Annotated in this window: 18 protein-coding genes and 1 pseudogene; 3 read left to right on the top strand and 16 right to left on the bottom strand. The window is 57.8% G+C overall.

The features are described from left to right. Positions 1–4: 4 nt before the first annotated feature. The 15 genes and pseudogenes from BHU62_RS07010 to BHU62_RS07080 form a co-directional block, all read right to left on the bottom strand. Positions 5–292 (bottom strand): phage tail assembly protein, encoded by a 288-nt coding sequence (locus BHU62_RS07010; RefSeq protein WP_073530331.1) that lies wholly within the window; start codon positions 290–292, stop codon positions 5–7. A 65-nt stretch (positions 293–357) separates the two neighbouring features. Continuing rightward, entirely contained in the window at positions 358–867 is a 510-nt protein-coding gene (locus BHU62_RS07015; RefSeq protein ID WP_073530334.1) for a phage major tail tube protein, read from the bottom strand. A gap of 12 nt (positions 868–879) precedes the next feature. Next, a complete protein-coding gene (locus tag BHU62_RS07020) occupies positions 880–2,049 on the bottom strand; it encodes a phage tail sheath protein (RefSeq protein WP_073530336.1) in 1,170 nt (389 codons plus the stop codon). 140 nt (positions 2,050–2,189) lie between these two features. Further along, complete coding sequence (locus BHU62_RS07025; RefSeq protein WP_078062030.1) at positions 2,190–2,747, bottom strand: tail fiber assembly protein; 558 nt, start codon at positions 2,745–2,747, stop codon at positions 2,190–2,192. Continuing rightward, positions 2,747–4,597 (bottom strand): phage tail protein, encoded by a 1,851-nt coding sequence (locus tag BHU62_RS25370; RefSeq protein WP_236720649.1) that lies wholly within the window; start codon positions 4,595–4,597, stop codon positions 2,747–2,749. The genes BHU62_RS07025 and BHU62_RS25370 overlap by 1 nt, the downstream gene beginning before the upstream one ends. Positions 4,598–7,365: 2,768 nt before the next feature. After that, positions 7,366–7,887 (bottom strand): annotated as a pseudogene (locus tag BHU62_RS25565) (phage tail protein I); the annotation flags it as partial. Beyond that, positions 7,880–8,788, bottom strand: coding sequence for a baseplate assembly protein (locus BHU62_RS07040; protein ID WP_073530338.1), 909 nt, complete (start codon positions 8,786–8,788; stop codon positions 7,880–7,882). The gene BHU62_RS07040 and the pseudogene BHU62_RS25565, both read right to left, overlap by 8 nt. A 4-nt stretch (positions 8,789–8,792) precedes the next feature. Further along, complete coding sequence (locus BHU62_RS07045) at positions 8,793–9,143, bottom strand: GPW/gp25 family protein (protein WP_073530356.1); 351 nt, start codon at positions 9,141–9,143, stop codon at positions 8,793–8,795. Next, complete coding sequence (locus BHU62_RS07050; protein ID WP_073530358.1) at positions 9,140–9,775, bottom strand: phage baseplate assembly protein V; 636 nt, start codon at positions 9,773–9,775, stop codon at positions 9,140–9,142. The genes BHU62_RS07045 and BHU62_RS07050 overlap by 4 nt, the downstream gene beginning before the upstream one ends. A gap of 84 nt (positions 9,776–9,859) precedes the next feature. Beyond that, entirely contained in the window at positions 9,860–10,324 is a 465-nt protein-coding gene (locus BHU62_RS07055) for a phage tail protein (protein ID WP_073530361.1), read from the bottom strand. 52 nt (positions 10,325–10,376) lie between these two features. Continuing rightward, the gene (locus BHU62_RS07060) at positions 10,377–10,889 is read right to left on the bottom strand and encodes a lysozyme (RefSeq protein WP_073530378.1); all 513 of its coding nucleotides are present in this window, start codon (positions 10,887–10,889) and stop codon (positions 10,377–10,379) included. After that, positions 10,873–11,091, bottom strand: coding sequence for an HP1 family phage holin (locus BHU62_RS07065; RefSeq protein ID WP_073530408.1), 219 nt, complete (start codon positions 11,089–11,091; stop codon positions 10,873–10,875). The genes BHU62_RS07060 and BHU62_RS07065 overlap by 17 nt, the downstream gene beginning before the upstream one ends. Positions 11,092–11,094: 3 nt before the next feature. Then, positions 11,095–11,298, bottom strand: coding sequence for a tail protein X (locus BHU62_RS07070; protein WP_073530439.1), 204 nt, complete (start codon positions 11,296–11,298; stop codon positions 11,095–11,097). Positions 11,299–11,490: 192 nt separating this feature from the next. Then, positions 11,491–11,685 carry a hypothetical protein gene (locus BHU62_RS07075; RefSeq protein WP_073530491.1) on the bottom strand — a complete coding sequence of 65 codons (195 nt, stop codon included), beginning with the start codon at positions 11,683–11,685 and terminating at the stop codon, positions 11,491–11,493. 325 nt (positions 11,686–12,010) lie between these two features. Further along, positions 12,011–12,313 (bottom strand): hypothetical protein, encoded by a 303-nt coding sequence (locus BHU62_RS07080; RefSeq protein ID WP_073530495.1) that lies wholly within the window; start codon positions 12,311–12,313, stop codon positions 12,011–12,013. A 265-nt stretch (positions 12,314–12,578) separates the two neighbouring features. Here BHU62_RS07080 and BHU62_RS07085 point away from each other — a divergent pair, with 265 nt between their 5' ends. Beyond that, positions 12,579–13,445 carry a helix-turn-helix domain-containing protein gene (locus tag BHU62_RS07085; protein WP_073530728.1) on the top strand — a complete coding sequence of 289 codons (867 nt, stop codon included), beginning with the start codon at positions 12,579–12,581 and terminating at the stop codon, positions 13,443–13,445. Positions 13,446–13,490: 45 nt separating this feature from the next. Here BHU62_RS07085 and BHU62_RS07090 read toward each other — a convergent pair whose 3' ends face one another. Then, a complete protein-coding gene (locus BHU62_RS07090; RefSeq protein WP_073530497.1) occupies positions 13,491–14,255 on the bottom strand; it encodes a YdiY family protein in 765 nt (254 codons plus the stop codon). Between the two features lie 507 nt (positions 14,256–14,762). On the opposite strand from BHU62_RS07090, the gene BHU62_RS07095 reads away from it, so the two are divergent. Then, entirely contained in the window at positions 14,763–15,839 is a 1,077-nt protein-coding gene (locus tag BHU62_RS07095; RefSeq protein ID WP_073530526.1) for a 3-deoxy-7-phosphoheptulonate synthase, read from the top strand. A 3-nt stretch (positions 15,840–15,842) separates the two neighbouring features. Then, positions 15,843–16,964: a bifunctional chorismate mutase/prephenate dehydrogenase gene (gene tyrA, locus BHU62_RS07100; protein ID WP_073530529.1), complete on the top strand. Its 1,122-nt coding sequence runs from the start codon at positions 15,843–15,845 to the stop codon at positions 16,962–16,964. Positions 16,965–17,007 lie beyond the last annotated feature (43 nt).

Below are 17,007 nucleotides of genomic sequence, written 5' to 3' on the forward strand. Positions count from 1 at the left end.
ACAGTTACTCTGCCGATGTCGGCGACAAAAAACCGATCACCTGGCCGGCCAGCGCAATCAGGTCAGGCAGTTCCAGGCGGGCGCACTCTTCCTTGGTCAGGTTTGGGTAAGTGACGCGAGGCAGAATGGTGATCAACGCGTCGACATCGGCGTTGGCCAGCGCGGCCAGGCCGATGCCGCGCAGGCTGCCGGCATTAGGCTTGGTCACTTGCACGCGGGTGATTTCGCTGTCGCCGCGTTTAATCGGGGCGCTCAGGACGACGGTGTTTTCCGGGGATGCATTCAGTTCCATAGGGGTATCCAGTTCTCAGTCGGGGAAAGAGGGCCAGCGCAGAGGCTGGCCGTCGAGGTGAAAAATTACAGGCCGATGGCGCGGCGGTGCGCCGCCAGCAGGTCCACGCCGTCCACTTTTTCGATCATGTTGACGGTATCGATCTCGATCAGCTCTTTGCCGTCGATGCTCAGCTTGAAGTAGGTGCAGTCGGTGGAGACTTTGGTTTCGGTATCTTCGCCCTGCTTGAAGTCACCGCTGTCGATCTCTTTATGACGGCCGCGCATCACCACTTCGAGCGCGGAGACTTCGCCGGTGTCGTCGCGCTGGAAAGAGCCGGTGAAACGTAGCGGCACCGCATCGATCCGGCCCCATTGCTTGAGCACCAGTTCGTCAATGCCGCCCATGGTCCATTCCACCACCAGTGCATCGTCGTCCAGGCCGAAGTCCACCGACGCCGCACCGCTCATGCCGCCGCCGCGGAATTTTTCTAGCTTGCGGGTCAGTTTCGGCAGCGTCATGGCGGAAACCACGCCCATGTAGTTGAAGCCGTCGTTAAACAGGTTCAGGTATTTCAGTTTTTTTGGCAGTGCCATGGTTCAGTCTCCTTAGCTGTTCACGGACGCGGCGAAGTTCGCCAGGTAACGATCGGTAATGCGCTGACGGAGGGTCAGATCCTCCAGCGGCGGCACCGGGGTGTAGTCGTAATCGATAAACAGCTTGCCGGCCTTCAGGGTCTCTTTGTCGTTGGCGCTTTCGTCATACCAGCAGTCGCCGTCGATGATCAGACCGGCGGACTTCAGCTCGCGGAACTTGGCCTTGATGCCGTCGATCATGTCGCGGATCAGGGTTGGGGTAAGCGGACGGTCAACCGCCCACAGATGGGCTTCGGCCAGGGTGTCGGCCAATACCTGCGCGGTGCGGGTGTAGTTTTCAAACTGGAACAGCGGCTCGTCGGAGCAGGTGCGAGAGCCCCAGAACTTGAAGCCGTCCTTGCGGATCAGGGTGGTGACGCAGCCTTCGTTCAGCAGATCGGCGTCGGTGCCAGCGGTCTGCAGATCCCAAAACACGCTGGCCGAGATGCCGCTCACGCCGTTGACGCCGACGTTGGACAGGGTTTTGTGCCAGCCGGTCTCCTGGTCGATCTTGGCGCGCAGCCCCAGTGCGCGGGCCGTGGCGAAGGCGATGTCGCTGCTGTTGGTGGTGGTGTTCCAGTTGATGAAGTCCGGCCAAATCAGCATCAGCTCGCGCTGGCTGAAGTTGGCGCGGTATTTGATGGCGTCGGAAACGGTCTTGCAACCGTAGGCGCTGATATAACCGAAGGCGCGCAGCTGTTGGCAGATGCCGGCCAGCGCGGTCGCCACCTCCTGGTTGTCATGGCCCGGTACGCCCAGAATGCGCGGCTTCACGCCCAGTTCGGCTTGGGCGGCCAGCAGCGCTTTCATGCCGGTGTACTTACCGTTTTCATCGGCGCCGCCAATGATATTGGAGGTGGTTTCGGCTTCGTCTTTCCCTTCCGCCACGCGTACCACGACGGTCACCGGCTTAGCCTGCTCGGCGATCGCCAGCAGCGAACGCGCCAGGGTGCCTTTTTTACCGGCTTTGCCGCTGGCGGCCAGCACGTCGGTGATCAGCACCGGGGTGTTGAGAGGGAACAGGGTTGCATCGGCATCTTCTGCGGTACAAACCATGCCGATAATGGCCGTCGAGACGGTGGAAATTACGCGGGTGCCTTCGTTGATTTCGAGGACACGCACGCCGTGGTGATAGTCACCCATAGCATTACTCCGTTTGTGGTTGGTGATAACAGAATGCCTGTCACCCTGCGGCGCCGCATCTCATTCGAGGTGTAGGAGAACTGATACAACAGCAGGAAAAATAAAGAAAAAAAACGCCCCTGATGGGGCGTTGAACGGAGTTATTGCGGCGGTTGCGGCCAGTCGATGTCGGGGGCGTCTTTGGGATCGACCCGATTAAGCAACACGCGGTAGGTTTTCCAGCGAGTCAGCAGCCTCTGTTCCGCTTCGCTCATCATGCCCAGGTCGGCGGCGTCGTTGAGCGTTTCTATCTGCAACGAACTGTGCTTAATCAGCTCCTGTCTTTTATTGGCGGCTTGCTGGTGCAATTCTGCTTCTGAATATTCCCTGAACTTGATTTTTGCTCCGTCAAATAGCCAGCGTCCGTTTATATCTACGCCATCAGGCAGACTCTCTACCTCCGCCACGCTCATATTTTCCGGGAAAAATCCGGAAACGTCATAATGGCCTTCGGCATTAGGTTTCGTGGTGATGGAGCGAATAATCCCCTCTTTGTCATACATCAGTTTTACCGTCTCAGGACGAAAGTTTTTTTGACACTCATACCAGTCGTCACCGGCGTCGGATTTTAAAAATAAGACACCGTGCGAGGCGGCCAACTGCTTTTGCTCTGCCGTTTCCGGCGCGACGAGAGTAAAGTTCTTTATGTTATTCATCATTAAACGCTCCAGACGGTAACCCAATTACCATTAATGTGCTTTTGCAGCGGCCGACGGAAAATCACGTCGATGTATTCATCCACGTTGTTGTTTGCTGCACCGGTCAGGACATAACCCGCACTGTCCAAATAACCGGGACCTCGCCAGGTAGCGATACTTTCCACATTACCCAGACGAACATCGCGCACAAAGTTTTGGTTGAGATAGTTGCTTAAATAGCCACCCCAAATGCTGCCGTTGATATTGCCGTCATTAAAGTAGGTTGCTTCACCTAACATCAAGCGTGGCCAAGGGCCATTGCTGCGAATGTCGCCTTGATGACCAAATTGGAACCAGCCATCAGAGCCGCCAGAGGAAACATGCATTGCGCCAAATGCGCGCTTGCCTGTCTCCTCATAGAAATAATGATCAATATACTGGTTACCAGCACCTTGTATGCGCAGCCCTTGAGTATTCCGATTACCACTGGCTTCGGTTATTACCCCTTTTTTAGTAATGAAATCTTGGCCATTGATATAAAGTGTTCTGTCAACGTAGGCATCTAAGCCAACGGTGAGGTTTTCATTGGCCCGAACGTTTTTTGCTCCCAGACTTAATTGGCCTTGGCTGTCATTAATGATGCGAACGTCATAATCCGCGTTGGTATTGCCATAATGGAAATCAATATAGGGCGCGGTGCCGAATAACTCGATGCCGCCCTTGGTAGTTAATGACCCCGTCACCGTGGCGTAGGGGGTGGTCAATCCCGATTTTGTTTCAATTGAACCGTTGACCGTTAAAGCGCCGCTAATGGTATCGCCGCTCTGTTTGACGAACTTGCCGTCGGCCTCTGCCTTGGTGTAGGCACCGACGTCGGTGGCCGTCGGTTTAAAACCTGTGGTGTAGATACGATACCAGTTCAACGGTTTGTCAGGGGTCGTGGACGTGCCGATGTAAGACCATCCGTTCGTCTGGATCGCCAGATAGCCGCTGGAGGGGCCGCCGTCGCACGGCAGGTTCAAGACGCCATAAACGCCGCCGCCCGGCGCGTTTTTCGATGTGCCGTTAACTCGATAAATTTCACCAAGGTTGCTCAAGGTATCTTCGCGATGTTTGGGGCCGTCTCCTAAACCAAAGGCGCCCACTTCCATCAGGTTGGTTTTTTGCGTGCCGACGTTGCGTGTGGCGGCAGTGCCCAGTTCAAGGTTGCCGCGCGCCGCGGATTTATTTGGCAGATCTTTCAGGTTCGCGGCGATCTTCAGCGAAGCGTCGTTAACCGCTTTCACCGCTTTTGGGGTGGCGGCCAGGGTTTCGCTGGCGCTGTTGCTGTCGTTGCTCAGCTGGGTGAAACCCTTGGCCAGCAAGGTGGCGTCCGGATGATTGCGCGAGCGGGCATGTTCGGCGATGGCTGCATTCAGCGTATCGCGCGACACCAGCAAGGCGGTTTTGTCCGCGACGATCGTCGCGTTGGCGTCGCCCTTGACCAGCAGCACCATGCGCACGACCTGGGTGCGGCCGGCGCCTTCGGCCAGCAGCGGCTTGTAGGTGTCGGGCGTATTGGCGACCGCCACCAGCACGCCGTTTTTGTCATACAACCCCAACTCGCGGATCCACCAGCCGCCAACGTCCTCTGGGATGACCTGTTCGGCGATCACCTGATTACTACTGCCGGCGTCTACCTGCAGCGAATTCAATATGGCGCGTCGTTTTTCGTTCACCAGCTTGGTCTGGCTTTCGCTCGGTTGCGTTGCCGTACCGCCGCCGTCGCCGATCGCCATATGGGTGATTTCCAGTTTTTGGCCGGTTGCTGCGGCGTTAGCCAGCAGCGCTTTGCCCTGATCGGTGAGCAGGGCGCGGTATTTTGCTGTCATGGTGTGGTTCTCTTCTGTTTGCCGGCTGGATAAGTAAGGCCGTTTTTGTACATCACATACAGACTCAATCCGCGCAGGATCTCGCCTGACCAAAAGCCGAAGAACATGCCGTTATCGGTGCCGGGACGCGGTGCGGGCGACCAGCCGCCGTCCATCACGTCGCCGGCGGTGAGGTAGTGTCTCTGCAACTCCGTAACGCATTGTTCAATAAAGTGTTCGATGCCATCTACTTCGCTACCGGCCATTTTTGCCAGCACGGCACCAGCCAGCCACAGGCCGCACATGTGGCCGGTAAAGTCCTGCGCATCGGGCTGCGGCAGACCGGTCATCGGGAAATCGGTCGGTGTGACGCCGCCGGCGTCGTTGGTGAAATCGATCAGCCAGCGCAGCCAGTTCTCGACATATTCCACCAGCTTGAGCGGCGGCGTTTTGTTCGCCTGCCGTAACTCGCACCAGGCGCGGGCGGCGCCGAAGAAGGCGCGTGGCTGATAGCCGGACCAGGCGGTGCCGTCACCCCAGTGGAACATGGTCCAGGTATCCGCCGGGCCGTAACTCAGATTGTCCCAACGATTCCAGATATAGGCCGATGCGCCGGGGCCCAGCACGCCGAACTGCCGTTGGTACCATTGCTGTGACTGCCACAAAAACTCGGCCATGTTGCTGAGCATCACCCCGTCGGGATCGGCGGCGGCGTGCACGAAAATGAACGGGTACTGGTACCCCGGATAAGGCATGCCGTGCCAGCCATCGAACTGTTGGCTGTCTGCCTGACTGATGTTGGAGAACGGAATCACGCCCGGCGTACAGAACAGGCCATCGCGGCGGTGATCCTGCAGGGTGCAATCTCCCAACAGCGCGGTATACGGATGCTCTGCCTGCAGCGTGATGCGATAGCGGATGGTGTAGCCGTCGTCGGCGTTGAATGTCGGTGGAATGTCGTTCAGCACGTAGTAGCTGAACGTGGCATCCGGCACGTTGCCGTCCTGCAGGATGGTCACCTGTTTAACGCGGTTGAAGCGAGGTGCGGCCGGTTTGGGCTCGGTATCCTGGTGGTCCGGCTGATAGCCGCTCAGCGTTGCCGCCTGCGGGGCGAAGGTCGCGGTTTGCCATTTGCCGCCGGTGGCGGGCAGCATCCAATACCAGCGCCATTTGTCGTCATCCTCAAGCCGCAGGTTGAAGTCGGCGTCCGCACGATAGACCAGCTGCGTGACGGGGAAGCTTTCCTCTGCGGTCAGCCAGGCGCCGATCACCATGCCGGCGTCGTCATTGGGGAAACGGGCGCGGATCACCGCCGCGCTGCGGCTGTCATATACCTGTTCCTCAAAGCGACTGTCGATCGCGCAACCGCCGTAGTCGGTCACTGCGCGCAGATCGGCCAGCAGATAGTCGCTGCCGTCTTCTTTCGTCAGCGCCGCCAGGCTGCTGAGCGCGATGTCGTAAGTTTTGACTTGGGCGTGGCTCGATTGAGGCAGGCCGATACCCCATTCCGTAGCGTTCGCCGGGCTTTTTTCCGGTGCGATAGACAGCTGCACTTTGCATGAGATGGGCTGATTTTGGTCGTCAACGCCGCCAAAACAGGTGCGGATTTTTGACTGTCGGTTGACGCGGAACCAGATCGCCTTCTGCTCGAGCGATTGTTGCGAAGCCGCCTCCTTGCGAATAGTGATCATGCCTTCCGCGTTGCGGCCGTAGTTCACCGACGCGCCGGATGGGTATGACCAGTCGTAGGAGATACCGTCGGTAAACGGCGTCTTGGCGCTGCGGCTTTGGCGAAAGAACTTATCCTGCGCATCGATATTGGTATATTCCATGGCGGTGAATTCAACGCTTTTCCAGGCGTTGAAATAGCGCTGTTCACCGGTGATTTCATGCAGCAGATAGCAGGCGTCGGCAAACCACAGCTCGGCATCGGCCGCATTGCCCATGGCGCTGTGCGGCACCGGCACATGCAGCGGGCGGTTATGCTGGATCTGATTGCGCGCAATCATCACGCCGCCGTGTTCGGGCGGTTGACGATTGGCGAAGTTCAGCTTGTGATTGCCACCGAGCGTGGCGTCTTTCAACTGCACCGTACCGAATTGTTCAGCGGGCAGCCCCTTGGCCAGGATCTCGCCGTCGGCGTCGATCTGATAACCCTGCCAGTTGATGATCCAGGCCACGTCATAGCGTTTACCGTCGCTGTTCCAGTCGATTTCACCGGCGGCGTTAACCGCGCGTACCTGGGCGTTGACGGCATCCCAGGCCAGCGCGCCGTCAAAGGCGAAGGTGGCGATATCGAGGTATTCCCCCCAGTAAGGGGCGCCGTGAGGGATCTGCGTTCGGCCCTGGTTAAAGGTCAGCGGAATGCCTTTGAAGCCGCTATGGGTCGGATCCTTCGGATCGACAGGCCAATTGGCGGGCACCGGCTCTTTGGCGTTGACGATCCAGTTGGCGATCCAACGCTGGGGGCTGGCGGGGATCGGCGCGCCGTCGTAAAAGTAGGTCACATAGGCGTCAAAACAGGCGATGGCCTGATCCAAATACTTCTGTTCTCCGGTCGCCAGATACGCATGGGCATAGCCGAGGATCTGCAAAGATTGGCCTTCGGTGGTGGCGTCGTTCGGCAGCCCCGCCATGCGTGACAGCTCGCGTTCATGGCGTGAGTCGGCCAAGACATGTTCGTCGTTGAGCACGAAATGTTGCTGGGTCGAATCCAGCGTGGTGCCGGTGTTGCGCTGCAAGAATTGGTAATGCCCTTCCAGCATTTGCCGGGCGAGGTTGTCATAGTCGGGATACACGATTGTGAGTTCTCCATCATATTGGCCGCCGGCGACGTTGATCGCGCCGGAAGCTTCGAGGTTCAATGCCAGACCGGTCAGATGGCGGCTGACCGGCTTGGCGTCGGCGATCATTCGCTCCATTTCCAGGTACATTTCTTCGGTGATGCCGTTCTCCAGCACACCGATATCCAGTGAGAAGGTGCCCGGCTCGCCGTCGGTTTCCCACCACTCGCGCAGTTTGATCAGATAACCCAACGGTTCGACCACGCGGCGAATAGCGCCGATGGTGCCCTTATGGCGGTGGACGAAGAAAGCGGCGGCCACGACGCTGCGTTTGGCGTCTTCCGTCCAGGCTTCATCCCAATGGTCGACCGAGAAGGCCCAGGCCAGGTAAGGCAACAGGTTGACCGGGCAGGTGGCCGGGTCCCACAGTTCGCGCAGCGGCACCGGCATGGTGGCCAGTTCGGCGCAGGCGGCTGCGGCGGCGACTTCCAGTGGGGAAGAGCCGGCCGGCAGCAGACGATCACTCATCGGAACCTCCCACCGTCAAACGATAAGAGGCGCAGTGCGACGCCTGCGTTTTGTCCAACACGATGTCGGCCCGCGGCGTCTTCAACTCAACGCGCTGCACGCCTTCGGCATGCAGCGCGGCGTAGATGGCTGACAAGCGAATATCGCGACCTAAACGGTGCTGGGCGCTGATGTAAGCTTTCAGCTTGGCTTCGGCGGCGCGGCGAATCGGTTCGGCCTCGGGACCGGGGTAGAGGTACAGTACGGCATCGATGTTGTAGCTGACGATGTTGGCGGAGCGGACGGTGACGCGATCCGCCACCGGACGCACGTCCTCATCGTTCAACGCTTTGTCGACGATCGCCACCAGCTCTGCGCTGGCGGTGCCGTCCCCTTCGCGTGACAGCACGGAGATCAACACGTTGGCCGGACTGGGGCTGGTAGCGGAAACGTCGGCGACCCGGCCATCGGCGGAGCGGCCGTGATACTCGTAAGAGCCGCTGGAGCCCGCCACGCTCAAACCTTCAAACGCCTGCTGGATCCGCACGCGGAAATCGCTGTCCGACTCCATGACCGCCGGCAACGGCGGGATGACGCTGTTATCCGGTTGCTGCACCACCAGGCGTTGCACCCGGAAGTTGGCGCCCAGTTGATCGAGGTCGCTGCCGCCGGCGTAACCGAGCATCACGGCCTGCGCGGCTTCGTTAACGCGTTGGCGCAACAGCAGTTCGCGGTAAGCATTTTCCTGCAACAGTTTGACGATCGGCTCCGACTCCAGCGCCAACGTGCGTGCGATGGCTTCACGTTGTGTTTCCGGGTAAAGGGAAATCAGCGTGGCCTTGCGATCGGCCAGCAGCGATTCGTAATCGAGAGGATCCACCACCGTCGGGGCGGGTAATAAACTCAGGTCAATGGTTGCCATGGTGTCAGCTCACTGAAACAGAAAGGGAAAAGGAATCCGGCGTATCCGTGCGCTTGCCGGTGATGTCGACCACCATTTTTCCGTCAAAGGTGGTGTTGCAGCTGATGCCCGTCAGCCGAATGCGCGGCTCCCACTGCAGCAGCGCGCTGTAGCAGGCGGCCATCATCTGCAAGCGCAAGGCGTCGTTTTGCGGTTGGTCGAGCAGTTCAGACAGTAAAGAACCGTAGCCGCGGCGCATCGCGCGTGAGCCGATGGGGGTGATCAGGATGTCGCTCACCGACTGGCGAATGTGCTCAAGGTCGGCGATGGCGCGGCCGTTACCGCGGTTCATGCCAAGATATTTCGCGTTGTTCATGCTGGTTTGTCCGTTTGGCCTCCGCCGTTTTGCACGCCGCCGTGGGTGTGGGTATGCACCACAATGCCGTTAGAATTGATGCTGCCGCCGGTGTGATTGAGATCGCCGGTCATCGAACCGCCCTGACGGATGGCGATGGTGCCGGTAGTAAGCTGCTGGGTGCACTCCACTTCGGGGGCATCCAGCGTGATTTTTCCGCTGGCGATGCAGGTGATGTTTGGCGCCGTCAGCGTGATCCGCTCGCTGGCTTCGACCATGGCGCTTTTAATGCCAATGGCCTTCAGCGAACCGGTGGCCGGTTCGTATTCGATTACCGCGCCGTCAGGAAAAGCGATATGCGCCGCCTGTGCTGAGGCCGACGGTGCGGGGTGAGCATCGGAAAACACGCCGGGCAGCACGAAGGCGGTATCAAGTTCACCGCCTAGTGACAGCACCAACACTTGTTCACCGATGCTGGGGGCCCACCAGCTGCGCGCATCGCCGGCTCGCCCAGCCAACCAGTTAAGCCAGTCGGTAAGATTGCCGCCGGTGGCGACGCGACAGCGCCCGCGTTCGAGATCGAGCTCGCTGACGGTGCCGATACGTATCAGGTTGCGCACCAGGCGCTGAATATCGAAGTTGTCTGTGTTCATGTCTCAAGAATGCCGCTGGATGAAAGGGGGGACAACGCGGCGGCGTTTGGCTGCCGCCAGCACAACCGAAGCCACCGTGAGGAGCTAAGGTTGTCGAAATTCGCTGAGCAACTCACCGTGCAAATAAACCTGCGTGAAGCGAACGACATTCTCCGGTTCGGGCGGTTCAGCCAGCGGCGTGATATGCAATGCGCCATCGCGTTGTTCCACCAGGATTCGTTCGGTGAGTTGAAGCTGTAATGTCAGCTGGCCCGCAGTGTCGATATCGCGTTGAAACGCAAAATCATGTTGGCGTTTTTCCGGATTGGCGAGGAGATCGGGTTGGTGGTTGCGTAGCCAGGCCAGCACGGTGACTATGACCCGATCGTCGTCGGTAGACGGCCCATCCAGTGCCAGATTAAGCTGATAGCGGTATTCGAAGGACAGCGAGGCGGCGAGCGTTGAGACCACGCGGCCATTAGCGATGCTCAGGCGTAGCCGCTCGGGATTTTGCTGCAACGCGGGGACTGCCTTGAGCAGGGCTGCGCGCAGCTGTTCGGGTTTTAACATGATGTATCTCCTGAAAGGGAACCTGTTTGAGTGGGAATGTGTTGAAACACGATCAGCGCGGGATGGCGCTCAGGCATAGCGCGCGTTCGGCCGCGCGGCGGCGCTCCAGGCCTTTGCTGATGACGCCGTTGACGTAAACCCAGCGCGGCAGCTGCTCGCAAGCCGCCTGCCACTGCCGGTGCTTGATGAAATGGGCCAGCGTTGAATTGCAGGCGGCGCTGACGCCGACGTTGAAAGCGAAAGCGCTGACGGCGTCGTAAACCGGTTGCGGCATTTCGACGTCCATACAGCGTGCGATGCCGCGCTCTACGGTGTGCACGTCGTCGATCAAACTGGCGGCCGCCTGGCGTTCGCTGATGACGACGCCCGGCTTCACGCCGGCGGTGTGCCCGATGCCGTTGGTCCAGACGCCGGCGCTGCATTGATAGGGCGACAGCTGGCAGCCTTCGAAATCGGCGATCAGGCGTAAACCTTGCTCAGAAGTCTTCAGCGTATTGAACTGCGGCAGCAGAGCGGCGAGCGCTAAAATAGCCGCCACGTTGCAGCGTTTAGCGAGTGAGTTCATCGTAGACTCCGCGTTTCAGGCCGTTTTTTTTTAGCGACTTCAGCAGTTGGTAGCTTTTACGCCGGTAGTACCAATTCACCGCGAAGGTGCCGACGCCGACCGCTGCGCCGACCAGGATGGCGATATCCTGTGCAGAGTGCCTGCCTAGCCAGGCCAGGCAGGCCGCCACGAGATAGGCGAGGGTTGAAGTGAGTTTCTCCATCGCTTAATCCCACAATTTAATGGTTTCTCGTTGGACGGCTACGGACAGATCCGGCAATTCAACCGGTTGACCGTGCGGTAGCACGGGGCCCAGATCGGCCAGGCCGCGGTTGGCCTGGTAGACTTGTTCCACCTGGCGTTGCGTGCTGCCGTAGTAGCGCCAGCAGATCGCGTCAATGGTGTCACCTTGTTGTGCATAAATTTTCATCATTACCATCCTGCGATAGCGTTGGGAGAAGGAGGCTTTGGCCCCGGATGTCTTCAGTTTCCCGCGCGCGGGAGGGAAGGGGCAACGTGATGGGGTTGTGGATGCGATGGCACAACCGAGAAGAAAAAATGCCGTCGAGGAAAACAAAAACCCCCGCCGGTGGCGAGGGTTGAAAAAGTTTGGCTGGGGAGATTAGCGGGGCGGCTGTTCGTCAGCGGGATAAAATATTTCTTGATAATCATTGTGCGGCAGCACCTGGCCGGCCAGATCGGAGATCAGCGACATGGCGATCAGAAACTCGGAGGCGCTGCATTGTGCAGCCTGTGAAACATCGGCGATGAACTGGATGCGGGACAGTGTTACTTGTTGTTTATCCATAATTTCCACTGTTTTTGCCCTCTCTTCAATATACTGTGTATTTATACAGTATTAAGCAAAACGCTAAAGGCGTCAATGGTTAGACTTATCATTTGTGCAGTAAAAATACGGCCAATCATTGATTAGCGGAAATTGTACGAGAGGGCAGTCAACACGGATTTTTCCGCCGCGGGCGATGTGGCCATCGGCCTGGCGTTCGCGTTAAAGCATCAATGCCTGACGCTCCTGCGCCATATCAATAGTCTCTGCCATAACATTTTCCTGGGATTGAGAAAGGTGAGTTTGGGCCGAGCGATGCCTGGCGGGTTGCGCGCCAGTTTTATTCGGTCGGTTATTATTTCTGGGTTAACAGACAGTCTGTTTCACTGATATAGCGCGGCAACGATTGACTGAGCGAGCTGAGCTCATTGAGTGCCGCGACGATTTGCCGCCGTTCGGCATAACCCATTTCATGAAACTTTAACCAGACATGGCGTTCGGTCAGCCCGGCGTGAAAGCAAAACGTATGACGCAAGTGCAGCGGCGCCGTGTTGTAGACCACTTCGGCATGATTGGTTTGCCGGGCAAACAGTGTGCGGCGGATTTCAGCAATACGCCGCAGGCCGATAGCCCGTTGCTCCTCGCTGGCCAGCAGCATGACAGTCTCCTTACCTGATGGGGAATAATTACTTGCAAAAGCAAGGTTTGGTTAGCCGTCGATTTGGGACGAAATGTTGAGTAAACACGCTGTAAACAAAGTGCTTACGCAAGATTGTCGCCGCTTTACGGTATTTGCATTTTCATCAACCATGTCGCATCATCTTAACTAAAGCGATCGACATGCCGAGTAACGGCGACTTGATGTTACTTTAAGTCGCGAAATGCGACTTGTAAATGCAATTTTTATTTTAATCGGTGATGATATGCGTGAAGAAACGATAAACAACGAGACCTCCGTGGGAGCGGTGATTGAAAGAGTTCTTTCATCTTATGGCGTTGGCACGCAGAAAGAATTGAGTGAAATTCTAGGGATAGCACCGAATAACATCAGCAGCTGGCAGCAGCGCGGTAGCGTTCCTGGCTATGTCATCATCAACTGCGCGCTGACCACGGGAGCCGATCTGGCCTGGCTGATGACAGGAAAACTTGCAAACTCAAAAAGCAATCGCAGGCCTGCATCATCTGCGCAGGGTAAAGTTCTTTACGATCGCGTTTTGGCTTCCGGCGGGAAAGGCGTGTTGCGTCGTATTTTGGATGCTTACGGTTTCAATCTGCAAAAAGAGTTGGGTGACCTGCTGGGCATCTCTTCAGGCACGATGAGCACTTGGGTTCGCCGCAACTATTTTCCAGGCGATATCGTGGTGACCTGCGCTTTGGATACAGGGGTATCACTGCTATGGCTGGCGACGGGGCAGGGAGAGATGTGGGGCGAAGCCACACCGGCGGCGCCAGTGGCCGGCGCCTGCACGTTACCGAAATATCGCTTGCTTGCCGGGCAGTTGAAAGAGGCAGGTCAGTGGTCGGCAGACAGTTCTTTGATCCCTGACGGCGTGGTTCAGCCGGCTTACGTCGATGGTGGGCGTGTATCCTGGCTAGTGGATCTGGCCGTTACGCATATCGCCAATGGCCGCTGGCTGGTGGATATCGACGGTAACCTGGACGTTTACGACATTGCGCGTCTACCGGGTAACCAAGTGCGCGTTAGCGGCGGCAACGTCGATTTTCAGTGTTCTCCTGATGCGCTGAAAGCGCTGGGCATGGTTTGGTTAACGTTGACGCCGCAGGCATAAAAAAGCCCATCGATGATGGGCTTCGAGAAATCATGGGTGGGGAGATTACAGGCCGTAGACCAGCGTGACCGAAGTGGTGGTGTCGGTGTTCTTCGGTGCCGAGGCCGGTGGTTTGCTGTTGTAGGTTACGGTGTAAGCCACGCGCAGTGAGAAGCGATCGTTGATCGCCACGTTCAATGCGCTTTCCGAGTTCAGCGTGGTTTCTTCGTTCGCCAGTGCGGAGATGCCCTGAATGAACTTGGTGTTGTCGGTCAGCTGATAGGAATAGTTGGCCGCACCGTAGGCCAGGCCTTTGGTCGAGCGGCCGCCGCCGTGATATTCGTCATGGCGCACGCCGGGACCGAATTCCACCCGCAGGTCGCTGAGCGGCCCGTTGAGGATTTGACGGCCGTAACCGCCGGTCAGCGTGGAGCGTGAGTCGTAGCCGTTGAAACGGTCGCTCAGCCAGCTGGCCTGGCCGAACAGGTAGTTGCGATCGGTCAGGTTATAGCGCGTACGGCCACCGGCCTGGTACTTTTCGGACGAGCGCACGTTGGAGGAGGTGGTGTTGTTGGCCGCCCCCCACAGGCTATATGCCGCGTCGGTATTGAACCAGGTCATATTGGTGTTGGCCAACAGGGTGGAGCTTTGCGAGTTGCCGGACTGGGCGTTGTAGCCCGCCTGCACGTTGCCTTCGAACGGTTTCTTGGCGGTGGCCGGATCGTCCATCGCGGTGAAAAGCGTATTGTCGGCAAGGGCTGAAACACTGGTGAAAGTCGTTAAGCAGCAAATATACAGCGGAAAAGCGCGACGAGCGCGAGAAGAGAGCATCTTGGATCCAGTTGTTAAGGGTGGTTATTGTTGATGACGGTCACATTATATCGGTTCACTTCGGCGACAAAAATAGCCGCCATTAGCTTAAGTTTTTAATTTTTATTCCTCATTTATTCGCTTTTCTTCTACTTAAATTCATCGCTTTCGGCGGCATTTCGTGCTGAGTCGGACGGGTATCTACCTCCGCGTGTTTACCTGTGCTTAGGCGGGCGGTGCTTTCTCGCTGTAAAATCAAGTGTACCAATTTGTTTACGATTACTGGGTTTTTCCAGTAAGGCGTACAAGAGCGGAGTGATGGCCTTTGATTTTGCTTATTGTCTTGTATTAATTGTGTTTTTATTGGGCTCATGGGTGTTTTGTTAAAGGTGTTTTCGCTGTGAATGTCGCGGTAATTTTTTATTTACGGAAATTGGATTGAAAACTTTACATCACGTGATAAGGTAGACGCCTGAAACGCTCAATGTTCCATTTCAACGCATAACGCCAAACGACAGGAATAGCACCATGCAAAAAGACGCGCTCAATAACGTACACATCAGTGCAGAACAGGTTCTCATCACGCCGGAGGAGCTGAAGAACCAGTTCCCGCTTAGCGCCGACGACGAAAATGAAATCGCCACCGCGCGCAATACCATCGCCAACATTTTGCAGGGGCGCGATCATCGCCTGTTGGTGGTGTGCGGGCCTTGTTCGATCCACGATCCAGACGCGGCGCTGGATTACGCCCGTCGTTTGAAAACTCTGGCGGCTGACTTGAGCGATCAGCTGTATATCGTTATGCGCGTCTATTTTGAAAAACCCAGAACCACTGTCGGCTGGAAAGGTTTGATCAACGATCCATACATGGACGGTTCGTTTGACGTTGAAGCAGGCTTGCATATCGCGCGTCGCCTGTTGCTGGATCTGGTGGGCATGGGCTTGCCGCTGGCTACCGAGGCGTTGGATCCAAACAGCCCGCAGTACCTGGGAGACTTGTTCAGCTGGTCGGCGATCGGCGCGCGTACCACTGAATCGCAGACCCACCGCGAAATGGCTTCCGGCCTGTCGATGCCGGTCGGCTTCAAAAATGGCACCGACGGCAGTTTGGGTACCGCCATCAACGCCATGCGCGCCGCCGCCATGCCACACCGTTTCGTCGGCATCAATCAGGCGGGCCAGGTTTGCCTACTGCAGACGCAGGGCAACCCTGACGGGCACGTGATCCTGCGCGGCGGAAAAACCCCGAACTACAGCGCCGAGCACGTTGCGGCCTGTGAAAAACAGATGCTCGAGGCGGGACTCCATCCGTCCTTGATGATAGATTGCAGCCATGGCAACTCGAATAAAGACTATCGCCGTCAGCCGGCGGTTGCCGAATCCGTGGTGGAGCAGATCAAAGCAGGCAACCGTTCGATCACCGGCATTATGCTGGAGAGCCATCTGCATGAGGGCAATCAGTCTTCCGAACAGCCGCGTGCGGACATGCGCTACGGTGTGTCCGTCACCGACGCCTGCATCAACTGGGAGAGTACGGAAGTCCTGCTGCGTCATATGCATCAGGAACTCGGCGCTGCGCTGACGGCACGCACGGGAGAAAAGTAAGTTATGGTGGCAGAACTGACCGCGCTGCGCGATCAAATCGACGAGGTGGATAAAGCGCTGCTGGATCTGCTGGCGAAACGCCTGCATCTGGTCGCGGAAGTGGGCGAGGTGAAAAGCCGTCACGGTCTGCCGGTTTATGTGCCGGAGCGTGAGGCGGCGATGCTGGCCTCGCGCCGCCAGGAGGCGGAAAGCCTCGGCGTGCCGCCGGATCTGATCGAAGACGTCCTGCGCCGCGTGATGCGCGAGTCTTACGTCAGCGAGAACGACAAAGGTTTTAAAACCCTGTGCCCGCAGCTGCGGCCGATCGTCATCATCGGCGGCAACGGCCAGATGGGCCGGCTGTTCAATCGGCTGCTGACGCTGTCCGGTTATCAGGTAAAGGTTCTGGATCAGGAAGACTGGCCGCAGGCAGAAAGCCTGCTGGCAGACGCCGGCATGGTGATCGTCAGCGTGCCGATCCACGTGACCGAGCAGGTGATAAACCGCCTGCCGCCGCTGCCCGCCGACTGCATTCTGGTGGATTTGGCGTCGGTGAAGAACCGTCCGCTGCAGGCGATGATGGCGGCGCACAGTGGCCCGGTGGTCGGCCTGCACCCGATGTTTGGCCCGGACGTGGGCAGCGTGGCCAAGCAGGTGGTGGTCTACTGCGACGGCCGCCAGCCGGAGGCTTACCAGTGGCTGCTTGAGCAGCTGCAGGTGTGGGGCGCGCGGCTGCATCGCATCAGCGCGGTGGAGCACGATCAGAACATGGCGTTTATTCAGGCGCTGCGGCACTTCGCCACTTTCGCCTACGGGTTGCACCTGGCGGAAGAGAACGTGCAGCTGGAGCAGTTGCTGGCGCTCTCTTCGCCGATCTATCGCCTGGAGCTGGCGATGGTCGGCCGCCTGTTTGCGCAGGATCCGCAGCTGTATGCCGATATTATCATGTCGTCGGAGGAAAATGTGGCGCTGATCAAGCGTTACTATCAGCGTTTCGGCGAGGCGATAAAGCTATTGGAGCACGGCGACAAACAGGCGTTTATCGCGAGCTTCCGCAAGGTGGAACACTGGTTCGGCGATTACGCCCAGCGTTTCCTGGTGGAGAGCCGCACGCTGTTGCGGCAGGCCAACGACAGCCGGCAGTAAAACGCGGGTGGTAAACATAGAGGGTTCGGCTTGGCCGAACCCT

Origin of the sequence: Serratia marcescens, assembly GCF_001902635.1 — a bacterium.
Lineage (GTDB): Bacteria > Pseudomonadota > Gammaproteobacteria > Enterobacterales > Enterobacteriaceae > Serratia > Serratia marcescens_F.

What these genes read in the sequence shown, in the direction of transcription:
- BHU62_RS07020 (WP_073530336.1), bottom strand. Translation starts at nt 2,049, where the DNA reads ATGGGTGACTATCACCACGGCGTGCGTGTCCTCGAAATCAACGAAGGC.
- BHU62_RS07060 (WP_073530378.1), bottom strand. Translation starts at nt 10,889, where the DNA reads ATGAACTCACTCGCTAAACGCTGCAACGTGGCGGCTATTTTAGCGCTC.
- BHU62_RS07095 (WP_073530526.1), top strand. Translation starts at nt 14,763, where the DNA reads ATGCAAAAAGACGCGCTCAATAACGTACACATCAGTGCAGAACAGGTT.
- BHU62_RS07010 (WP_073530331.1), bottom strand. Translation starts at nt 292, where the DNA reads ATGGAACTGAATGCATCCCCGGAAAACACCGTCGTCCTGAGCGCCCCG.
- tyrA (WP_073530529.1), top strand. Translation starts at nt 15,843, where the DNA reads ATGGTGGCAGAACTGACCGCGCTGCGCGATCAAATCGACGAGGTGGAT.
- BHU62_RS07050 (WP_073530358.1), bottom strand. Translation starts at nt 9,775, where the DNA reads ATGAACACAGACAACTTCGATATTCAGCGCCTGGTGCGCAACCTGATA.
- BHU62_RS07080 (WP_073530495.1), bottom strand. Translation starts at nt 12,313, where the DNA reads ATGCTGCTGGCCAGCGAGGAGCAACGGGCTATCGGCCTGCGGCGTATT.
- BHU62_RS07045 (WP_073530356.1), bottom strand. Translation starts at nt 9,143, where the DNA reads ATGAACAACGCGAAATATCTTGGCATGAACCGCGGTAACGGCCGCGCC.
- BHU62_RS07040 (WP_073530338.1), bottom strand. Translation starts at nt 8,788, where the DNA reads ATGGCAACCATTGACCTGAGTTTATTACCCGCCCCGACGGTGGTGGAT.
- BHU62_RS07085 (WP_073530728.1), top strand. Translation starts at nt 12,579, where the DNA reads ATGCGTGAAGAAACGATAAACAACGAGACCTCCGTGGGAGCGGTGATT.
- BHU62_RS07090 (WP_073530497.1), bottom strand. Translation starts at nt 14,255, where the DNA reads ATGCTCTCTTCTCGCGCTCGTCGCGCTTTTCCGCTGTATATTTGCTGC.
- BHU62_RS07025 (WP_078062030.1), bottom strand. Translation starts at nt 2,747, where the DNA reads ATGATGAATAACATAAAGAACTTTACTCTCGTCGCGCCGGAAACGGCA.
- BHU62_RS07055 (WP_073530361.1), bottom strand. Translation starts at nt 10,324, where the DNA reads ATGTTAAAACCCGAACAGCTGCGCGCAGCCCTGCTCAAGGCAGTCCCC.
- BHU62_RS07015 (WP_073530334.1), bottom strand. Translation starts at nt 867, where the DNA reads ATGGCACTGCCAAAAAAACTGAAATACCTGAACCTGTTTAACGACGGC.
- BHU62_RS07070 (WP_073530439.1), bottom strand. Translation starts at nt 11,298, where the DNA reads ATGAAAATTTATGCACAACAAGGTGACACCATTGACGCGATCTGCTGG.
- BHU62_RS07065 (WP_073530408.1), bottom strand. Translation starts at nt 11,091, where the DNA reads ATGGAGAAACTCACTTCAACCCTCGCCTATCTCGTGGCGGCCTGCCTG.
- BHU62_RS25370 (WP_236720649.1), bottom strand. Translation starts at nt 4,597, where the DNA reads ATGACAGCAAAATACCGCGCCCTGCTCACCGATCAGGGCAAAGCGCTG.